Raw genomic sequence first — 16,710 nt, 5'->3', positions numbered from 1 at the left:
GCCGCGGCCGTACGATCGGAGGCATGCCGCTGACCGGAGAGTACGAACCCAGCACGTCCGAGTGGGCCCGCGAGCAGGCGGAGCTCTACGAGCGGACCGGCGGAGCCGAGGGGAACCTCCTCCGCGGCCACCCCATCATCGTCCTGACCACCGTCGGCTCGAAGAGCGGGAAGCTCCGCAAGACCGCGCTGATGCGCGTCGAGCACGAGGGCGAGTACGTGGTCGTCGCGTCCAAGGGCGGCGCGCCCGAGCACCCCGTCTGGTACGGCAACATGCTCAAGGAGCCGCACGTCGAGCTGCAGGACGGGCCCGTGAAGAAGGACTACGCCGCGAGCGTGCTCGAGGGCGATCTGCGCGCGGCCTGGTGGGAGCGCGCGGTCGCCGCGTGGCCGGACTACGCCGAGTACCAGACGAAGACCGAGCGGCAGATCCCGCTCGTGCTGCTCACTCCCTGGTCCTGAGCGCGGCGGGCGGCTCGGCCCGTCGCTGAGGCGGCCGTCCTCCGGTCGAGGTCGCGCCGCACGGCAGGCGCCTCACGCGGGCGGCGAGCCCAGCGGATCCGGTCCGGCCTCAGACCCGGGCCGCGATGAGGTCGAGCACCTTCGGGCTCGAGAGCAGCGCGAAGTGGCCGACCACCGAGACCGCGATGTTCTCGTGCGCCCCGGCGAGGCGGCTCCCTCCGGGGATGTACTGGTCGCGCATCCCGTAGATCGACGTGATGCGCGCGTCGGCCTCGCGCTCGGCCAGCAGGGTTCGGATCAGCGGGCGGTGGGGCGCGAACTCCCGGAGCGCCCGCGCCGGGGCGATCCGTGCGAGCGACGAGCCGTTGAACGGGGTCGAGACGGCGATCATGCGCTCGATCCGCCCGTCCTCGCGGTCGTCGACGACCATCATGTGCTTGCCGATCAGGCCGCCCTTGCTGTGCGCGACGACGACGACTCCGCGCAGATCGTGCTCGCGCAGGTAGTCCTGGCCGAGTCCGGCCGACGCGACGATCGGCCGCGTGTTGTAGCCGAGCGCGGGCAGCACGTGGATCGGATGGCCCGCCGCGTGCAGCCTCTCGGCGATGGGCCGGAGGAACTGCCACGTCTCGTAGATCCCGGGGATGAGCAGCACCGGAGCGCCGTCGCCGGACGCGTACCGCGACACGTCCCAGCCCTCCCGCAGGTGCACGAAGCGCGAGCCGTAGGCGTAGCGGTAGTCGCGGAGGTACGCGCGCCGCAGCGAGGTCGAGCGGCGCGGGCGGGCGGAGTCACGCGCCGGCATGGGCCCGCTCCAGCTCCGCGATGTCGAGGCGGCTCATCACGAGCATCGCCTGCAGAGCGCGCGCGGACGCCTCGGGGTCGGCGCCTCCGAACAGACGCGGGAGGACCTCCGGCACGATCTGCCAGGACAGCCCCCAGCGGTCGCGGAGCCAGCCGCACCGGCTCTCCTCGCCGCCGTCCGCGATCAGGGCGTCCCACAGCCGGTCGAGCTCGGACTGGTCGCCGACGGTCACGACGATCGAGACGGCCTCGGTGAACGGGAACCGCGGCCCGGCGTTGATCGCCTGGAACCGCTGCCCGTCGAGCTCGAACGTCACCGACAGCACCTCGCCGGGCGACGGGGAGCCCTCCGGCAGCACCTGGCTTCCGGTGATCCGCGAGTTCGGCACCAGCTCCGTGTAGAAGCGCGCCGCCTCCCCCGCGCCGTCGTCGAACCAGAGGAAGGTGCTGACCGCGCCCATCGGAGTCTCCGTCCTGCGCGGGAGGGTCTCCGCGGCTCCCTCAGTGTGCCGCGGAGGCGCGCTCCCCGCGACGGATCACAGCGGGTTGACGCCGAACGCCGTGGCCAGCTTGTCGATCTTCTTGGCGCGGCCCAGCCGGGGCAGGTCGCTGCCGTCGCGGATGACGCGGCCGCGGGCCTCGAAGTCGTCGAGGAAGTCGCGGGCCCAGGCGACGTCGGACGGCGTCGGGCTGATGACCTCGTTGATCACGGCGAGCTGCTCGGTGTCGAGGCAGAGCTTCCCGGTGAGGCCGAGCGAGACCGTGAGCGCGGACTGCTCGCGCAGCACGGGGTGGCTGTTCGAGACGGTCGGTCCGTCGATCGGGCCGGGCAGGTCGCCGATGCGCGAGGCGACGACCAGGCGCGAGCGCGGGTAGGCCATCGCGAGGTCGTCGGCGCTGGTGCCGGTGTCGCGGCGGTAGTCGCCGCTGCCGAACGCGAGGCGGAAGGTGCCGCGAGCGCGGGCGATCGAGACCGCCTCCTCGATGCCGAGGGCGGACTCGACCAGGGCGAGCACCGGGGTGGAGCCGCCGAGGCGATCGAAGGTCTCGGTGACGTGCTCGGCGGCCTCGGTCTTGGCGAGCATGACGCCGGCGAGGCCGGGCAGGCCCTTCAGCGCGTCGACGTCGTCGGACCAGAACGGGGTGGAGTGGTCGTTGATGCGGACCCAGGCGCGCTTCTCGCCGGTCAGCCACTCCGCGACGTCGGTCCGCGCGTCGGGCTTCGCCTTGGGGTCGACCGCGTCCTCGATGTCGAGGACGATCTGGTCGGCGCGGGACGCGTGCGCGGCGTCGAACGTCTCGGTGCGGGTGGCGTTCACCAGCAGCCAGGAGCGCGCGATCTCGGGGGCGACGTCGCGCCCCTTCCGCTTCGCGATGGCGGTGGTGGTGGTCTCGGGCAACGTCACGTTCGGGTCCTCTCGGTGGCGCGGTCCTCGCTCCGCGGACGCCACCGCTCTGCGACGGCGCCGGGGACAAGGGTAGCGGCTCCCCGTCGACGGGGCTCCGGGCACTCCGGCGACTCTCCACTCCGGGGCTGCGACGCCCCGAGCGCTCCGGATCAGCGGCCCTCCGGACGCTCCCACAGCGTCAGCACGGTCGTCGGCACCCGGATCCGCTCGCGCGCGACGAACCCCGCCTCCGCGAGCACCGCGTCCGCCTCGCCCTCCGGCAGCGCCTGCCAGACCCGGTCCTCCCCGGCGAGCGCGGCGCGCAGCGCCTCGCCCTCCAGCAGGACGTCCGAATACGTGCCCGTCGTCCTGTGAGGAGCGGCGAGGGCGACATCGTCCACGCCCGCGAACGCCTCCGGGTAGGCGGCGAGCGCCAGGCGGGGCCGGAGCGAGACCGTCCCGGAGGAGCCGAGGAGGACGGCGTCGCCCGAACGGGCCCGCTCCTCGACGGCGGCCGCCAGACCGCGGAGGTCCTGCCCGGCCGGCTTCCCGGTGACCGTGCGCATCTGCACGAGGACCGGCAGGGCGGCCACCGCGATCAGGGCGAGGAGGGCGACGCCCGTCCGGGGCCTGAACGAGTCGAGCGCGAGGCCGAGGAGGACCGCGAGAGCGGGCGTGCTCGACGCGAGGTAGCGCGGGGTGAACATCGGCTCGACGAGGAGGGTCCCGAGCACCAGCACCGCGGTCGGCAGCACGATCCAGAGGACGAGGGCCGGCAGGAGCGGCCCGCGCAGGCCGCCCCGCACCGCGGCGACCGCGAGGAGCGCGACGGCGATCCCGGCCAGCCACCACGCGGATCCGAAGAACGGCTCGACCAGGACGGTGAACGCGGTAACCGGCTGCGAGCGGAGCCAGCCGACCTGGCCGCTCTGCCCGGCGGCGAGGAGCAGCACCGGCACGGCGCCCAGTGCAGAGAGGGCGCTCGCCGGGAGAGCCCGCACGGCACCCCGGGGCGCCGCGGCCGCGGCGAGCGCGACGAGAGCCGGCAGCACCAGCACGGAGTAGAGGAACACGGCGTTCGCCAGACCTGCGACGGCCGCGAACGCGGTCCAGCGCAGGGCGCCTCCGGAGCGGGCCGCCCGCACGACGAGGACCGCCGCCCCCACCACGAGCGCGGTGGCCAGAGCGGAGGATCGCGCCTCGGTCCCCGAGAACGAGGACCGCGGGAGCAGCACGAGCACCGCGGCGGCGAGGAGTGCCGCCCGGGGCCGGTCGAACGATCGCAGCAGGACGACGACGCCCGCCGCCGCCGCTCCCGTGGCGAGAGCGGACGGCGCGCGCACCGCGAGCTCCGACTCCCCGGCGATCGCGATCCAGCCGTGCATCAGCAGGCCGTAGACCAGGTGCACCGCGTCCTTCTCCTGCACGAAGGCGAGGAGCTCGCCCACCGGGAGCCGCGCCAGGCGGAGGGTCGCGGCCTCGTCGTTCCAGTAGGAGGGGATCCAGGAGCCGACGAGGGTCAGCGCGGTGGCGAGGGCGAGGACCGCGCTCGCGGGCAGGGTCCGGAGCGCGCGCATCCCGCCAGCGTAGAGGCCGGGCTCAGCGCGCCGAGCGCTCGGCGAGACCCTTCGCGTACGCGGCCTGGCCGACGTGCTGCGTGTCGTCGTCGATCACCGAGACCAGCCGCACCCCGAGGGTCACCGGCGGATCCCACTGCTCGTCGACGACGCGCTCGAGGTCCTCGTCGCCGAGCGTGTCGAGGAGGGCGAGCGTCTGCCGGTGCACGGCGTCGGCGTACTCCGCGAGCAGCGCGGCCGGCACCGCGGCGAGCGCCGCCACCTCGGTCGGCTCCTGCCCGTAGCCGGTCTCGTCGGGCCCGAAGGGCAGGCCGGACCGGCCGTGGAAGCCGTCGGCCGTCCACACCTGCTCGTGGCCGGCGAGCGGGGCGAGGTGGTCGTCCTGCACCCGGACGAGATGCCAGACGAGCCAGGCGGGCGAGTTCGAGCGGGCGTCCGCGCGGAACGCGAGCTGATCGGGGGTGCTGTCGTCGAGGACGGCGTGCACGTTCTCGTGCACCCGGCCGAAGGCGTCGCGGAGGAGGTCGATGGCTGCGCTCATGCCGCCAGCCTGCCGCTCCCGCGCCCGGTGCGGCACCCCCTCCGCGCGCCTCGGAGGAAGTGCGGAGGCGGGTGCCCGATACTCGGCCCGTGACCTCCGGATCCTCGAACCTGGCGACGAAGCCGTGGCTGACCTCCTACGCGGAGGGCGTGCCCGCCGAGATCGACCCCCCCACCCAGACCCTCGTCGACCTGCTCGAGGACTCGGTCGCGCGGTACCGCCGCGGCACCGCCCTCGAGTTCTTCGGCGCCGAGACCAGCTACGCCGAGCTCGGCGAGCAGGTCGCGCGCGCGGCGGAGGGCCTGCGGCGCCTGGGCGTACGCGCCGGCGACCGCGTCGCGCTGGTGCTCCCGAACTGCCCGGAGCACGTGGTGGCGTTCTACGCCGCTCTCCGCCTCGGAGCGATCGTGGTCGAGCACAACCCGCTCTACACGCCGCGCGAGCTGCGGCGGCAGTTCGAGGACCACGGCGCCCGGTTCGCGGTCGTCTGGGACAAGATCGCCGACGTCGTCGCGACCATGCCCGCCGACCTGGGCATCGAGCGCGTCGTCTCCGTCGACCTCACCCGCTCCTTCCCGCTCGGCAAGCGCCTGGCGCTGCGGCTCCCCCTGCCGTCGGTGCGCCGGTCGCGCGAGAAGCTCACCGCGACCCCCCGCAGCCGCTCCCTGGTGCCCTTCGCGTCGCTGCTGAAGAACCGCCGCATCGCGCGCTCGCACCCCCGCCCGGTCCTCGGCGACACGGCCCTGCTGCAGTACACGAGCGGCACCACCGGGACGCCCAAGGGCGCGATCCTCTCGCACGCGAACCTCCGTGCGAACGCCCTGCAGGGCCGCGCCTGGGTGCCGGGCCTGCGCGAGGGCGACGAGACGTTCTACGCGGTGCTCCCTCTGTTCCACGCCTACGGGCTGACGCTGTGCCTGACCTTCGCGATCAGCATCGGCGCGAAGGTCGTGCTGTTCCCGACCTTCGACGTCGGCCTCGTGAAGGCGGCCGCGAAGTCGTCGCCGCCCACCTTCCTCCCCGCGGTGCCGCCCGTGTACGACGCGCTGGCCCGCGCCTCCGAGCGCCACGAGCTCGACCTGCGCGGCATCCGCTTCGCGATCTCGGGAGCGATGAGCCTGCCGGTCGCGACGGTCGACCGCTGGGAGCGCGCGAGCCGGGGACTCCTGGTCGAGGGCTACGGAATGACCGAGAGCTCGCCGGTCGCCCTCGGCAACCCGGTCGGCCCGACCCGCCGGCCCGGCACGGTCGGCGTGCCGTTCCCCAGCACGACGATCCGCCTCGTCGACCCCGCCGATCCGTCGGTCGACCGCGGCCCGGGCGAGTCCGGCGAGCTCCTGCTCCGGGGGCCGCAGGTGTTCCAGGGGTACTGGAAGCGGTCGGAGGAGACGGCCGAGGCCCTCCTCCCCGGCGGCTGGCTGCGCACGGGTGACATCGCGACCGTCTCGGCCGACGGCTTCGTGACGATCGTCGACCGGGCCAAGGAGCTCATCATCACCGGCGGCTTCAACGTCTCCCCCTCCGAGGTCGAGGGAGTGCTGGAGTCGCACCCGGACGTGACGCGCGCGGCCGTCGTCGGGCTCCCCCGCGAGGACGGCGGCGAGAGCGTCGCGGCGGCCGTGGTCCTGCGGGCCGGGACGGCCGTGGATCCGGAGGCGCTGCGCGACTTCTGCCGGCTGCACCTGACGCCCTACAAGGTGCCCAGGCGGATCGTCCCGGTGGACGAGCTGCCGACCTCGCTGATCGGCAAGGTGCTGCGCCGCCAGGTGCGCGAGAGTCTGCTGGACTGAGGCGACCGGAGCGGGCGGTGGCCCGCGAGGAGGAGGACGACATGGCGAGGATCGTGCAGTACGAGCGGATCGGCGGGCCCGAGGTGCTCGAGACCGTCGAGGCGCCGGAGCCCGAGGCGGGGCCCGGAATCGTGGTGGTCGCCGTCCGCGCGGCCGGTGTGAACCCGATCGAGTGGAAGGTGCGCTCCGGCCTGCGCCCGAGCCCGCCGTTCGACGGTCCGCGGAGGCTCGGGTCGGACGGCTCCGGCGTGGTCTCCGCCGTCGGTCCGGGAGTGACCGGTTGGAGCGTCGGCGACCGGGTGATCGTCAGCGGCGCCACCGGCACCTACGCGACCGCCGTCGCGGTCTCCCCCGACTCCCTCGATCCGCTCCCCGACGGACTCGGCTTCGAGGAGGCGGCCGCGCTCGGCATCCCGGTCTCCACCGCCCACCAGGCGGTGGTCTCGCTCGGCGTCGCGGAGGGATCGACGTTCGTGGTCCACGCGGGCGCCGGAGCGGTCGGCCGGGCGGCGATCCAGTTCGCCGTCGACCGCGGAGCCCGGGTGATCGCAACGGCGAGCCCGGCGAATCACGAGGCGCTGCGCGCGCTCGGAGCGGTGCCGGTCGCCTACGGGCCCGGACTGCTCGAGCGGCTGCGTGCCGCGGCGCCCGAGGGCGTCGACCGCGTGCTCGACGCGGCCGGGACGGACGAGGCGCTCGCCGCCTCGCTCGCGCTGGTGGAGGATCCGCAGCACGTCGGAACGGTGGTCGCCGGTCCTCGGGCGGCCGAGCTGGGCATCCGGGCCTGGAGCGGCGGCAGTCCCGTGCCGCTGACCGAGGAGGAGCAGCGCCTCCGCCGCGAGGGGGTGCCGCTGGCCGCCCGGCTGGCGAGCGAGGGGCGCTTCGCGGTCGCGACAGGTCCGCGCCTCCCGCTCGAGCAGGCCGCAGAGGCGCACCGGCTCAGCGAGGACGGCCACGTCCGCGGGAAGATCCTTCTCGTTCCCTGAGCCGGGCCGGCTCCCGGCATCCGTCTCCCCACCGCTTCCCCCGCTCTCACCGTCGAGAAGGAGTCCCCGTGTCCACTGACGACACCACCCCCGTGATCCTGGGGGGCGCCCGCACCCCGTTCGCCCGCTTCTCCGGAGCCTTCGCGCCGCTCTCGGGCGTCGAGCTCGGCGCCGCTGCCATCCGAGGGGGTCTCGAGCGCTCGGGCGCCTCCGCGGCCGACGTCGACGCGGTCGTGCTCGGCCAGGTGATCCAGGCCGGAGCCGGTCAGGGCCCCGCCCGGCAGGCCGCGGTCCTCGCGGGCCTGGGCTGGGACGTCCCGGCGGTCACGATCAACAAGCTCTGCCTGTCGGGTCTCACCGCGGTGATCGACGCGGCGCGGATGATCCGGCTCGGCGAGGCGCAGGTGGTCGTCGCCGGAGGGCAGGAGTCGATGACCAACGCGCCGCACCTCCTGCTCGGATCCCGCTCGGGCCTGGGTGTCGGTCCGCGTCCGCTCGAGGACGCACTCCTCCACGACGGCCTGCTCGATCCGTTCGACCGCCGCCTGATGGGGAGGGTGACCGACGACGGCAACGCCGCACGGGGCATCCGCCGCGAGCGCCAGGACGCCTTCGCCGCGCTCTCGCACCAGCGGGCCGCCGCGGCACGGTCCACGGGCGTGCTCGCCGAGGAGATCGTGCCGGTCGCGGTTCCGCAGCGGCGCGGACCGGACCTCGTCGTGTCCGCCGACGACGGGATCCGGGAGGACAGCACGGTCGAGACGCTCGCCCGGCTGGCCCCCGCGTTCTCGCCCGAGGGCACGATCACGGCGGGCAGCTCGTCCCCGATCACGGACGGCGCCGCCGCGCTGGTCGTCGTGTCCCGCGGCTGGGCCCGCGAGCGCGGACTGCCCTGGCTCGCGACCGTCGCCGAGCACGGGCAGGTCGCCGGACCGGACAACTCCCTGCATTCACAGCCGTCGGCGGCGATCCTCCGGGCGCTCGGCCGCCGCGGTGCAGCGGTGTCCGACCTGGACCTGATCGAGATCAACGAGGCGTTCGCCTCCGTCGTCCTCCAGTCGGCGGACGATCTCGGCGTCGAGCCCGAGGCGGTCAACCCCGACGGCGGGGCGATCGCGCTCGGCCACCCTGTGGGCGCCTCCGGAGCACGGCTGGCCCTGCACCTGGCGCTGGCCCTCCGGCGCCGGGGCGGCGGTCTGGGCGTCGCCGCGCTCTGCGGCGGAGGCGGCCAGGGCGAGGCGCTGATCCTCGAGGGCTGACCGGCGGTCCGCCCCCAGGAGCGCGTCGGCGCCTCCGGCTACGCTCGCGGGATGAGCATCCTGAGCGCCGACGGCCTCGCCTTCGTCACCGAGCGCCACCTGGCCACCCTCTCCACCCCCGGCCGCCAGGGCCGCCTGCACGTGGTCGCCGTGGGCTTCACCTACGAGGACGGTGTCGTCCGCGTCATCACCTCCCGCGAGAGCCAGAAGGTGCTCAACGTCCGGCGGGGCGGCACCGCGACGGTCGGGCAGGTCGACGGCGTCCGGTGGCTGAGCCTGGGCGGTCCGGCGACGATCGAGGAGGAGCCCGACGCCGTGCAGCACGCCGTCGAGCTCTACTCCCAGCGCTACCGAACCCCGCGCCCGAACCCCCTCCGCGTCGCCATCCGCATCGACGTCGACTTCGCCCTCGCCTCCTCCGGCCTGCGCGCGGAGTAGCCGGGTGGCCCGCGGCGACGCGCTGGGCGGGGGCGGCGCCGTCTCCTCCCTCCGCACCTACCGCTACGTCCGCCTCTCCCTGGTGGCGGCCGTGGTGCTCCTCACGGCCGGCCTCGTCCACCAGCTCGTCGTCGGAGGCCCGCTGCGCTCGATCAGCGCCTCGTACTACACCCCGGTCCGCTCCCTCTTCACCGGGGCGCTCTTCGCGGTCGGCGTCGCGCTGGTCGTCCTCGCCGGGAGGAGCGTGCGGCGCTTCCTCCTGCTGCTGGCGGGCATGACGGCGCCGGTCATCGCGATCGTGCCGGTGCCCCTCGCCTCGGAGGAGCTGCAGCGCCTCGAGGGAGCGGCGTGCCCGGCGGGAGGGGCGTCGTGCCTTCCCGCGACGGCCGCGGATGAGGTCGCCGCCTCCCTGCCCGCCTACCTGGTCACGGCCGCGGCCGTCCTCGTCGCCTCCGTGATCCTGCTCGCCCTCGACCGGGTCCTCGACCGCTGGGCGCTCGTCCGCACCGCGATCGCCGCCGCCCTCCTGATCGCTCTGGCGGCCTGGAGCACGCTCCCGTCGTTCCTGCGGCTCGGCCACTACGCCGCCGCCGGCGTCTTCTTCCTCCTCATCGCCGTCACCGCGGGTCTGCACGCCGTCGCGGTGCGCGAGGAGGGAGCGAGCGGGCCGGGGACGCCGCGCTTCTACTCCCGCTGCTACGCCGTTCTCGCGGTGCTGATCGCCGCGGTCGATGCGGCGCTGGTGCTCCTGCTTCTCACGGGGCGGGGAGCGGAACTTCTCGGCGAGCAGTGGCTCCTGCTCGGCGAGGCCGTCGCGCTCGCCCTCTTCGGGATCTTCTGGGTGCTGCAGACCGTCGAGAACTGGGATCGTCCCGACGTGCTGCTCGTCGGCCGGGGCTGAGGGGGCCGGTGACGGACGGCCCCCTCAGCCGCTCAGCGCTTGAGGGTGATCGAAGAGCTCCGCCCGAGGTTCCCTGCGGCGTCGGAGGCGTGCGCGACGATCGCGTACCGCCCGGCCGGGTAGGAGGAGGCCGAGACGGTCAGGCGCCACGTGCCGTCCGACGCCCTCGTCGCGTCGCCCAGCCGCGTCGCTCCGCTCCAGAAGCTCAGCTTCGTCGTGCCGACGTCGTCCTTGGCGGTGGCGACCAGGGTGACCGAGCCGCGCACCGTCGATCCGCTCGTCGGCGCGGTGATGACGGTCTTCGGAGCCGTCGTGTCGCGGGACGGCGCGGGCGAGCTCGTGGGTGCCGGAGCAGGAGCCGCGGTGGGCGCCGACGTGGGAGTCGGAGTCGGAGCCGGAGTAGGTTCGTCACCGAGGCCCCAGGCCGTCCACAGCTCCTCCGCGATCATCGCCTGGCCGGCGACGTTCGGGTGGAAGTAGTCGACGTCCGTCGAGAGCTGGTCGAGCGAGATCGGAGCCGCCGTGAGGGCGCCGCCGTCCCACACGCAGTCGTTCGCGGCGGACGCGCAGGCCGATTCCAGTGCCTCGTTGAAGGCGGCCTCCCGGTCCTCCGCCGCCGCGAGCGAGGCGGTGTAGGCCGAGCCGATCAGAGAGGCTCCGGTCGTGGCGTCGACTCCGCGCTGGGTCCGGCAGACCCCGCCCCGAGCCCAGATCGCGGCGCCCGGCGTCGACTTCACAGCGTCCCACTCCGACTCGATGTCCGGGACCGAGCCGACGAACACCGTCGCCTCCGGCCACTCCTCGCCGATCGAGCGCAGGATCCGGGTCGCCGACGCGGCGAAGGAGGCCGCGGGCGTCATCGCGTAGCCGTCGCGGGAGTCGGGCGAGAGGCTCAGCGAGCAGAGGTCGTTGCCGCCGATCAGCAGCGTGACCACGTCCGGCTCCTCCCCGGCCGCGACCGCGGCGTCGATCCGCGACTCGACTCCGCTGATGACCGCACCCGACTTCGCGAAGTTCACCGCGCGGACCGCCGTCCGCGGATCCGCCGCCGCCATCCGGCTCGCGATCGAGTCGACCGCGGGCGCCGATCCCGTCGCCCAGGAGTTCTCGACGCAGTCGCGGTTCACCCCGCAGGTCGTCGCCGCGCGCGTGATCGAGTCGCCGAGCGCGAGCAGCGTCTGCGTCCCGGACGCTTGCGCCGGCGGTGCCGCCAGGAGCCCCGCCAGGAGCGCGATCGCCCCCGCGCCGACCCCTGCCGCTCTCCGCCGTGCCCTGTGTGCTGTGGTCCCCATGTCGTCCCGTCCCCTGGTCGTCCATCGTTCGAGTGCCTCGCGTGCTGCGAGAGCACGAGGGGCGAGCGTACGTCGCCGCGGATCCCCCGACGGACCGGAGGAGAACGGCTCCCGTCCGGCGCGGCCCGGATGGGGGACACGGAAGACGTCTGTCGGCGATCGGCGGGAGGGATCCGGAAGGGGAGAGACGAGCGGCCGCGAGCACGACGGCTGCTCACCGCGGAGGACCGGCCTTCGGCCGCAGGGCGGGAACGGCAGGGCAGACGGCGAGCGCGACCAGCACGTTCTCGTTGAGCGGGCCGCCGGGAGAACGCAGAAGGCCCGCTCTCTCGAGCGGGCCTTCCGTGGTGGTGGATCCGAGGGGATTCGAACCCCTGACCTCTTCATTGCGAACGAAGCGCGCTACCAACTGCGCCACGGACCCGTGCCTTCCGAGCCGTCACCGGCCCGAACAACTCGTCCACACTAGCACGGACGAGCAGGCGCCTCGCACTCGGGTCAGGCCCCGCGGCGGCGCTGCAGAGCCTGGTCGAGGTCGATCGCGTCGACGCCGTCCACGACGCCCATCGCGGCGAAGCGGGAGGAGGGACGCGGAGCCTCGGGAGCGGGAGCGGCGGCACGCGGGACGCGCAGCGGCGCCACCTCGGGAGCGGTCGCGGCGGCGCGCTGGGCGAGCTCCGCCTCCGCCGCGGCGGTGCGCAGGCGCTCCACGGCGTCGATCGACGCCATCGCGGAGGCGGCGACCGTGCCCCGGGAGAGGTACAGCGGCTTGGGGAGCGGCTGCGGCGTCCAGCTCGCACGGTCCTCGGCGGGCTCCTCGGAGGCGTCGTCCGCCGCCTCCTCTGCGAGCTCGGCCTCGAAGACCTCGGCGCGCCGGCGCTCGGTCGCGGCGGCCGTCGTCGCGGTCGCGGCCGGAGCGGCGGCGCGGCGGCGACCCGGCGCCAGCAGGATCAGCGTGCCGAGCCCCGCGACGGCGAGGAGCAGGCCGACGAGCGGCACCGCGCCCGTGCCGCCGAACGGCAGCATCACGAGCCCGACCAGCGCGGCGACCGCGCCGACCAGCACGGCCAGCGCGGCGCCCTGGCGCCAGCGCAGGACCGAGGGCCCTGACCGCGTGCTCCGCCGTGCGCTCGCGGTCGCCCGTCGCAGCGCGTCGCGCGCCGCCTTCTCCGCCTGTGCCAGCTCCATCGCCTGTGCCTTCTCTTCGGCTCGTCGTCGTGTCTCGGTCACCCGGAGCCGGCGCTGCTGCAGCGCCACCTCGCGGGCCGTCGCCTCCGCACGCACGTGCTCGGGCACTTCCGCGGTCTCGGCGAGGATCCGCAGCGTCTGCTGCAGCCTCACCGCGTTGCGCTCGGTCGCGTTGTACGACCGCCTGCGCATCCACGTGGGGATCAGGTAGGCGACCCACAGAACGGCGGCGAGCGCCCAGACGACGCCCCCGCCCAGCCAGTCGCTACTCATGCGGACAACGCTAGGAGCACCGGGCACTCCCGTCCGTCATTACGGGTAGGTGTGTCCGTGCGGATCGCGGATCAGTCGGGGCCCCGTCGGAGGGACACCGGCGCCGTCGGAGGGTCCGGAGAGACCCGAGCGGCGCGAGGCGCGGAGATCCGCGTCGGTCGGCACGCCGACCTCCGACGGGACCTGCCCGTCGAGGTAGCGGCGGAGCACGCCGCGGGGCACCTCCTCCGCCACGAGGGCGAAGCAGAAGTGGTCGCGCCAGTCGCCGTTGATGTGGATGAAGCGCCGCCGCAGGCCCTCGTAGCGGAAGCCGAGCTTCTCGACGACGCGCAGACTCGGCCGGTTCTCCGGGCGGATGCAGATCTCGATCCGGTGCAGGCCCAGGTCGAGGAAGGCGTGGTCGGCCGCGAGGGCCACGGCGATCGGAATGATCCCCCGCCCGGCGTAGCGCTCGGACACCCAGTAGCCGATCGACCCGGAGGAGAGCGAGCCGTACCCGATGTTCGAGATGTTGAGCTGCCCGGCGAGTTCGCCGTCCCAGTCGATGAGGAACGGCACTCCCCCGCCGGCCCGCGCGTTCTGCTGCAGCGAGCGGATGCTGGCGCGCACGTCGAATGCGGCGCCTCCCCGGGGGTCGGACGCCTCCCACTGGCGCAGCCACGACCGGTTCGCGATCAGCTCCCGCTCGAGAGGGCGGGCGTCGCGCACGCGGATGGGGCGGACGGTGACACGACCCTCGGTGAGCGTCGGGATCGGGAGCGGCATGATGCGACCCTACTGCTCCGCCGCACTGCGGGAGGGGGACTGGACTCCGCGGCGTTCCGTGCTCTCGGGGAACGGAGGAACGGAGGGGATCCCGTGCCGCAGCAGGGGGTCCCGTCCGTTCCGGAGGAGCGCTCGCCGGGGCTCAAAGGCCGGCGACGAAGTCCTTCAGCCAGGGCTTGAGATCCTTGCCGAGGTCGTCGCGGTCGGAGGCGAGCTGCACGATGGCCTTGATGTAGTCGAGCTTGTCGCCGGTGTCGTAGCGGCGGCCGCGGAACACGACGCCGTAGACGCCGCCGAACTCGGCCGGGTCCTGGGCCATGCGCTCCAGCGCGTCGGTCAGCTGGATCTCGCCGCCCTTGCCCGGAGCGGTGTGCTCGAGCACGCCGAACACGTCGGGCTTCAGCACGTAGCGGCCGATGATCGCGAGGTTCGAGGGGGCGTCCTCCTTGGAGGGCTTCTCGACCAGCCCGGTGATCCGCACCACGTCGTCCTCGTCGGTCGCCTCGACCGCCGCGCAGCCGTAGAGGTGGATCTGGTCGGGGTCGACCTCGAGCAGCGCGACCACCGTGGTGTCGCGCTGCTCGGCGACGTCGATCATGCGGGAGAGCAGCGGGTAGCGGGCGTCGATCAGGTCGTCGCCGAGGAGCACGGCGAAGGGCTCGTCGCCGACGTGGCGCTGCGCGCGGGAGACCGCGTGGCCGAGGCCCTTCGGCTCGCCCTGACGGACGAAGTGCACGTCGGCGAGGTCGCTGGCGTACTTGACGTGCTCGAGCTTCTTGTCGTCCTTCTTCTGGGACAGGTTCTGCTCGAGCTCGGGCACCGAGTCGAAGTGGTTGGCGAGCGCGTTCTTGTTGCGCCCGATGATCACGAGCACGTCCTGGAGGCCGGCGTCCGCAGCCTCCTCGACCACGTACTGGATCGCCGGCTTGTCGACGACCGGCAGCATCTCCTTGGGGATGGCCTTCGTCGCCGGCAGGAAGCGGGTGCCGAGACCTGCGGCGGGGATGACTGCTTTGCGGATTCGAGTGCCCATGGGGCGCCATCCTAGCGGCGGGGGAAGTCGCGGGAGTTTCGCGCCAGGACCGGCGACAGAAGGCGCCGGACCCCGTTCCGGGGCGGTCCGGGACGAGCGTCCCTCAGGGTCGTCCGCGCGGAGGCCGGCGCGGGGCCCGGTTCTAGACTGAGCGCATGCCAGCCGACATCACGCACGAGAAGCGGGCGCTGCGCGCCGAGCTGCGCGAGCGCCGCCGCACGCAGACCTCGACCGCTCGCGACCAGGCCGCGGAGCAGATCACCGCCCACCTGATCGAGCTCGCCACCCGCGTGGGGGCCCGCTCCCTCGCGTGCTACCTCTCCGCTCCGGACGAGCCGAGCACCCGGCCGTTCCTGGGCTGGGCCGAGAGCCACGGCATCCGCGTCCTCTTCCCCGTCTCGCGCCAGGACGGCCTGCTCGACTGGGCGGTCGGCGACGGCCACACCGAGACCCAGGGCCTGTTCGGCATGCCCGAGCCCGTCGGGCAGCTGCTCGGCCCCATCGCGATCAACGACGTCGACCTCATCGTCGTCCCGGCCGCCACCGTCGACCGGCAGGGGATGCGGATGGGCTGGGGGCGCGGCTACTTCGACAAGACCCTCGGCTCGATGGAGAAGTGCCCGCCGGTCTACGCCGTCGTCTTCGACAGCGAGCTCGTCGACCGGGTGCCCAGCGAGGTCCACGACCAGGCCGTCGACGGAGTCGTCACTCCCTCCGGCATCGTCGACCTGCGCCACTGACCCCGTCCTCCTTCTCCCCCACCCGCCTCCGAGGAGCCCCCTGTGCCCACCTACTCTTACCGCTGCACGCAGTGCGGCAACGCCTTCGACATCCAGCAGAAGTTCACCGACGACACGCTCACCGAGTGCCCGAGCTGCCAGGGGGCGCTGCGCAAGGTGTTCAGCGCGGTCGGCGTGACCTTCAACGGCTCGGGCTTCTACCGCACCGACTCCCGCTCCGGCGGGAAGTCGAGCGAGGGCGGCTCCTCCTCCTCGGGTTCCGGCTCGTCCGGCTCGGGCGCATCCGGCTCCGGCTCATCCGACTCGTCGTCGGGCTCCTCTGGATCGGGCGGCTCCTCCTCCGGATCCTCGGGTTCATCGGGCTCGGGCGGCTCCTCGTCCGGCTCGGGGTCCTCGGGCTCCGGATCGTCCTCCTCCTCGTCGTCCTCGGGCTCCTCCGGGTCCTCCTCCTCGGGTTCCTCCTCCGGGAGCTGACCCGCCACCCACCGCTCACGGCAGAAACGGAACGATCATGATCAACGGCTTCAAAGAGTTCATCCTCCGCGGCAACGTCATCGACCTGGCTGTCGCCGTGGTCATCGGCGCCGCCTTCACGACCATCGTCAACGCGATCGTGACGGGGATCTTCAACCCGCTCATCGGCGTGATCTTCGACGCCTCCTCCCTCGAGGCCCTGGTCTGGCCCATCCGACCGGGAGAGAACGGCGAGGACCCGACCGTCATCGCCTACGGCTCGGTCATCTCGGCCCTGATCCAGTTCGTGATCGTCGCCTTCGTCCTCTACTTCGCGTTCGTCCTGCCGATCAACCACCTCAAGAACGCCGCGTTCGCCAAGAAGGCCGCCGACGCCCCCGCCGCGGAGGACAAGGCCCCCACCGAGCTCGAGCTCCTCGCCGACATCCGCGACCTGCTCGCCAACAACGGCACCGCCACCACCGCGAACTCCGGCAAGCACGTCGACTGAGTTGCTCTGTCTCCTTCCGCCGGAGGCGGAAGAGGACCGCGGTCGGCTTCCCGATGGGGGAACGCTTCGCAGAGCGTTGTGCGAACGGTGCGTCCGAAACGTCGGCACGCGTTTCGGACGGCACCTGCACCTTCAGGAGGTCGCCGAACGGGACCTTCGGCGTCTCAGACGGGGGCTGATCGGCCCTGTCTCCACGCGCTCCTCGATACCGGCGGGCACCGGGCGGGAAGCGGTCGGTCAACGGGCACCGGTCGGGTGCGGTCGTCAGCGGGCATCGGTCGGGAAGCGGTCGGCCACCGTCGACGGGCCC

General features: G+C 73.7%; 18 protein-coding genes and 1 tRNA gene. 9 read left to right on the top strand and 10 right to left on the bottom strand.

What is annotated here, in order from left to right:
- The first annotated feature begins 23 nt into the window (after positions 1-23).
- Positions 24-461, top strand: a complete 438-nt coding sequence (locus tag C5C63_RS07340) for a nitroreductase family deazaflavin-dependent oxidoreductase (RefSeq protein WP_104266849.1) — start codon at positions 24-26, stop codon at positions 459-461.
- Positions 462-570: 109 nt separating this feature from the next.
- Here C5C63_RS07340 and C5C63_RS07335 read toward each other — a convergent pair whose 3' ends face one another.
- The 5 genes from C5C63_RS07335 to C5C63_RS07315 form a co-directional block, all read right to left on the bottom strand.
- On the bottom strand, positions 571-1,266 hold the full coding sequence (locus tag C5C63_RS07335) for a triacylglycerol lipase (protein WP_104249466.1): 696 nt from the start codon (positions 1,264-1,266) through the stop codon (positions 571-573).
- Entirely contained in the window at positions 1,253-1,726 is a 474-nt protein-coding gene (locus C5C63_RS07330; protein ID WP_104325783.1) for a VOC family protein, read from the bottom strand. The genes C5C63_RS07335 and C5C63_RS07330 overlap by 14 nt, the downstream gene beginning before the upstream one ends.
- 75 nt (positions 1,727-1,801) lie before the next feature.
- The gene (locus C5C63_RS07325) at positions 1,802-2,665 is read right to left on the bottom strand and encodes a CoA ester lyase (RefSeq protein ID WP_208543400.1); all 864 of its coding nucleotides are present in this window, start codon (positions 2,663-2,665) and stop codon (positions 1,802-1,804) included.
- A 158-nt stretch (positions 2,666-2,823) separates the two neighbouring features.
- Positions 2,824-4,230, bottom strand: coding sequence for a glycosyltransferase family 39 protein (locus C5C63_RS07320; RefSeq protein WP_104325782.1), 1,407 nt, complete (start codon positions 4,228-4,230; stop codon positions 2,824-2,826).
- A gap of 22 nt (positions 4,231-4,252) precedes the next feature.
- The gene (locus C5C63_RS07315) at positions 4,253-4,771 is read right to left on the bottom strand and encodes a DinB family protein (RefSeq protein ID WP_104232851.1); all 519 of its coding nucleotides are present in this window, start codon (positions 4,769-4,771) and stop codon (positions 4,253-4,255) included.
- A gap of 89 nt (positions 4,772-4,860) precedes the next feature.
- Here C5C63_RS07315 and C5C63_RS07310 point away from each other — a divergent pair, with 89 nt between their 5' ends.
- The 5 genes from C5C63_RS07310 to C5C63_RS07290 all read left to right on the top strand — a co-directional run bounded on the left by C5C63_RS07310 (position 4,861) and on the right by C5C63_RS07290 (position 10,145).
- Positions 4,861-6,561 (top strand): long-chain-fatty-acid--CoA ligase, encoded by a 1,701-nt coding sequence (locus tag C5C63_RS07310; RefSeq protein WP_104325781.1) that lies wholly within the window; start codon positions 4,861-4,863, stop codon positions 6,559-6,561.
- A gap of 41 nt (positions 6,562-6,602) precedes the next feature.
- Positions 6,603-7,547 (top strand): NADP-dependent oxidoreductase, encoded by a 945-nt coding sequence (locus tag C5C63_RS07305; RefSeq protein WP_104325798.1) that lies wholly within the window; start codon positions 6,603-6,605, stop codon positions 7,545-7,547.
- Positions 7,548-7,615: 68 nt separating this feature from the next.
- A complete protein-coding gene (locus C5C63_RS07300) occupies positions 7,616-8,806 on the top strand; it encodes an acetyl-CoA C-acyltransferase (protein ID WP_104325780.1) in 1,191 nt (396 codons plus the stop codon).
- A gap of 51 nt (positions 8,807-8,857) precedes the next feature.
- A complete protein-coding gene (locus C5C63_RS07295; protein ID WP_104325779.1) occupies positions 8,858-9,244 on the top strand; it encodes a pyridoxamine 5'-phosphate oxidase family protein in 387 nt (128 codons plus the stop codon).
- Positions 9,245-9,248: 4 nt separating this feature from the next.
- Positions 9,249-10,145, top strand: coding sequence for a hypothetical protein (locus C5C63_RS07290; RefSeq protein WP_104325778.1), 897 nt, complete (start codon positions 9,249-9,251; stop codon positions 10,143-10,145).
- A 32-nt stretch (positions 10,146-10,177) separates the two neighbouring features.
- On the opposite strand, the gene C5C63_RS07285 is transcribed toward C5C63_RS07290, so the two are convergent.
- From C5C63_RS07285 to galU, 5 genes are all read right to left on the bottom strand, one after another.
- On the bottom strand, positions 10,178-11,437 hold the full coding sequence (locus C5C63_RS07285) for a GDSL-type esterase/lipase family protein (RefSeq protein WP_104325777.1): 1,260 nt from the start codon (positions 11,435-11,437) through the stop codon (positions 10,178-10,180).
- A gap of 348 nt (positions 11,438-11,785) precedes the next feature.
- A tRNA-Ala gene (locus C5C63_RS07280) sits at positions 11,786-11,861 on the bottom strand.
- Between the two features lie 74 nt (positions 11,862-11,935).
- A complete protein-coding gene (locus C5C63_RS07275; RefSeq protein WP_104325776.1) occupies positions 11,936-12,898 on the bottom strand; it encodes a hypothetical protein in 963 nt (320 codons plus the stop codon).
- 39 nt (positions 12,899-12,937) lie between these two features.
- Complete coding sequence (locus C5C63_RS07270; protein ID WP_104325775.1) at positions 12,938-13,663, bottom strand: GNAT family N-acetyltransferase; 726 nt, start codon at positions 13,661-13,663, stop codon at positions 12,938-12,940.
- A 142-nt stretch (positions 13,664-13,805) separates the two neighbouring features.
- Complete coding sequence (galU, locus tag C5C63_RS07265) at positions 13,806-14,696, bottom strand: UTP--glucose-1-phosphate uridylyltransferase GalU (protein ID WP_104297210.1); 891 nt, start codon at positions 14,694-14,696, stop codon at positions 13,806-13,808.
- A 155-nt stretch (positions 14,697-14,851) separates the two neighbouring features.
- Here galU and C5C63_RS07260 point away from each other — a divergent pair, with 155 nt between their 5' ends.
- The 3 genes from C5C63_RS07260 to mscL are packed head-to-tail and all read left to right on the top strand — an operon-like array spanning position 14,852 to position 16,400.
- On the top strand, positions 14,852-15,436 hold the full coding sequence (locus tag C5C63_RS07260; protein ID WP_104223219.1) for a 5-formyltetrahydrofolate cyclo-ligase: 585 nt from the start codon (positions 14,852-14,854) through the stop codon (positions 15,434-15,436).
- 42 nt (positions 15,437-15,478) lie between these two features.
- Positions 15,479-15,910 (top strand): FmdB family zinc ribbon protein, encoded by a 432-nt coding sequence (locus tag C5C63_RS07255; RefSeq protein ID WP_104249457.1) that lies wholly within the window; start codon positions 15,479-15,481, stop codon positions 15,908-15,910.
- Between the two features lie 37 nt (positions 15,911-15,947).
- Positions 15,948-16,400: a large conductance mechanosensitive channel protein MscL gene (mscL, locus tag C5C63_RS07250; RefSeq protein ID WP_181110573.1), complete on the top strand. Its 453-nt coding sequence runs from the start codon at positions 15,948-15,950 to the stop codon at positions 16,398-16,400.
- Positions 16,401-16,710: the final 310 nt, after the last annotated feature.

This window comes from Rathayibacter sp. AY1B8 (assembly GCF_002932775.1).
GTDB lineage: Bacteria > Actinomycetota > Actinomycetes > Actinomycetales > Microbacteriaceae > Rathayibacter.
This window is presented reverse-complemented; position numbering and strand designations above follow the sequence as displayed.

Coding starts and splice junctions, on each gene's coding strand:
- C5C63_RS07340 (WP_104266849.1), top strand. CDS start 24: ATGCCGCTGACCGGAGAGTACGAACCCAGCACGTCCGAGTGGGCCCGC.
- C5C63_RS07335 (WP_104249466.1), bottom strand. CDS start 1,266: ATGCCGGCGCGTGACTCCGCCCGCCCGCGCCGCTCGACCTCGCTGCGG.
- C5C63_RS07330 (WP_104325783.1), bottom strand. CDS start 1,726: ATGGGCGCGGTCAGCACCTTCCTCTGGTTCGACGACGGCGCGGGGGAG.
- C5C63_RS07320 (WP_104325782.1), bottom strand. CDS start 4,230: ATGCGCGCGCTCCGGACCCTGCCCGCGAGCGCGGTCCTCGCCCTCGCC.
- C5C63_RS07315 (WP_104232851.1), bottom strand. CDS start 4,771: ATGAGCGCAGCCATCGACCTCCTCCGCGACGCCTTCGGCCGGGTGCAC.
- C5C63_RS07305 (WP_104325798.1), top strand. CDS start 6,603: ATGGCGAGGATCGTGCAGTACGAGCGGATCGGCGGGCCCGAGGTGCTC.
- C5C63_RS07295 (WP_104325779.1), top strand. CDS start 8,858: ATGAGCATCCTGAGCGCCGACGGCCTCGCCTTCGTCACCGAGCGCCAC.
- C5C63_RS07285 (WP_104325777.1), bottom strand. CDS start 11,437: ATGGGGACCACAGCACACAGGGCACGGCGGAGAGCGGCAGGGGTCGGC.
- C5C63_RS07275 (WP_104325776.1), bottom strand. CDS start 12,898: ATGAGTAGCGACTGGCTGGGCGGGGGCGTCGTCTGGGCGCTCGCCGCC.
- C5C63_RS07270 (WP_104325775.1), bottom strand. CDS start 13,663: ATGCCGCTCCCGATCCCGACGCTCACCGAGGGTCGTGTCACCGTCCGC.
- galU (WP_104297210.1), bottom strand. CDS start 14,696: ATGGGCACTCGAATCCGCAAAGCAGTCATCCCCGCCGCAGGTCTCGGC.
- C5C63_RS07260 (WP_104223219.1), top strand. CDS start 14,852: ATGCCAGCCGACATCACGCACGAGAAGCGGGCGCTGCGCGCCGAGCTG.
- mscL (WP_181110573.1), top strand. CDS start 15,948: ATGATCAACGGCTTCAAAGAGTTCATCCTCCGCGGCAACGTCATCGAC.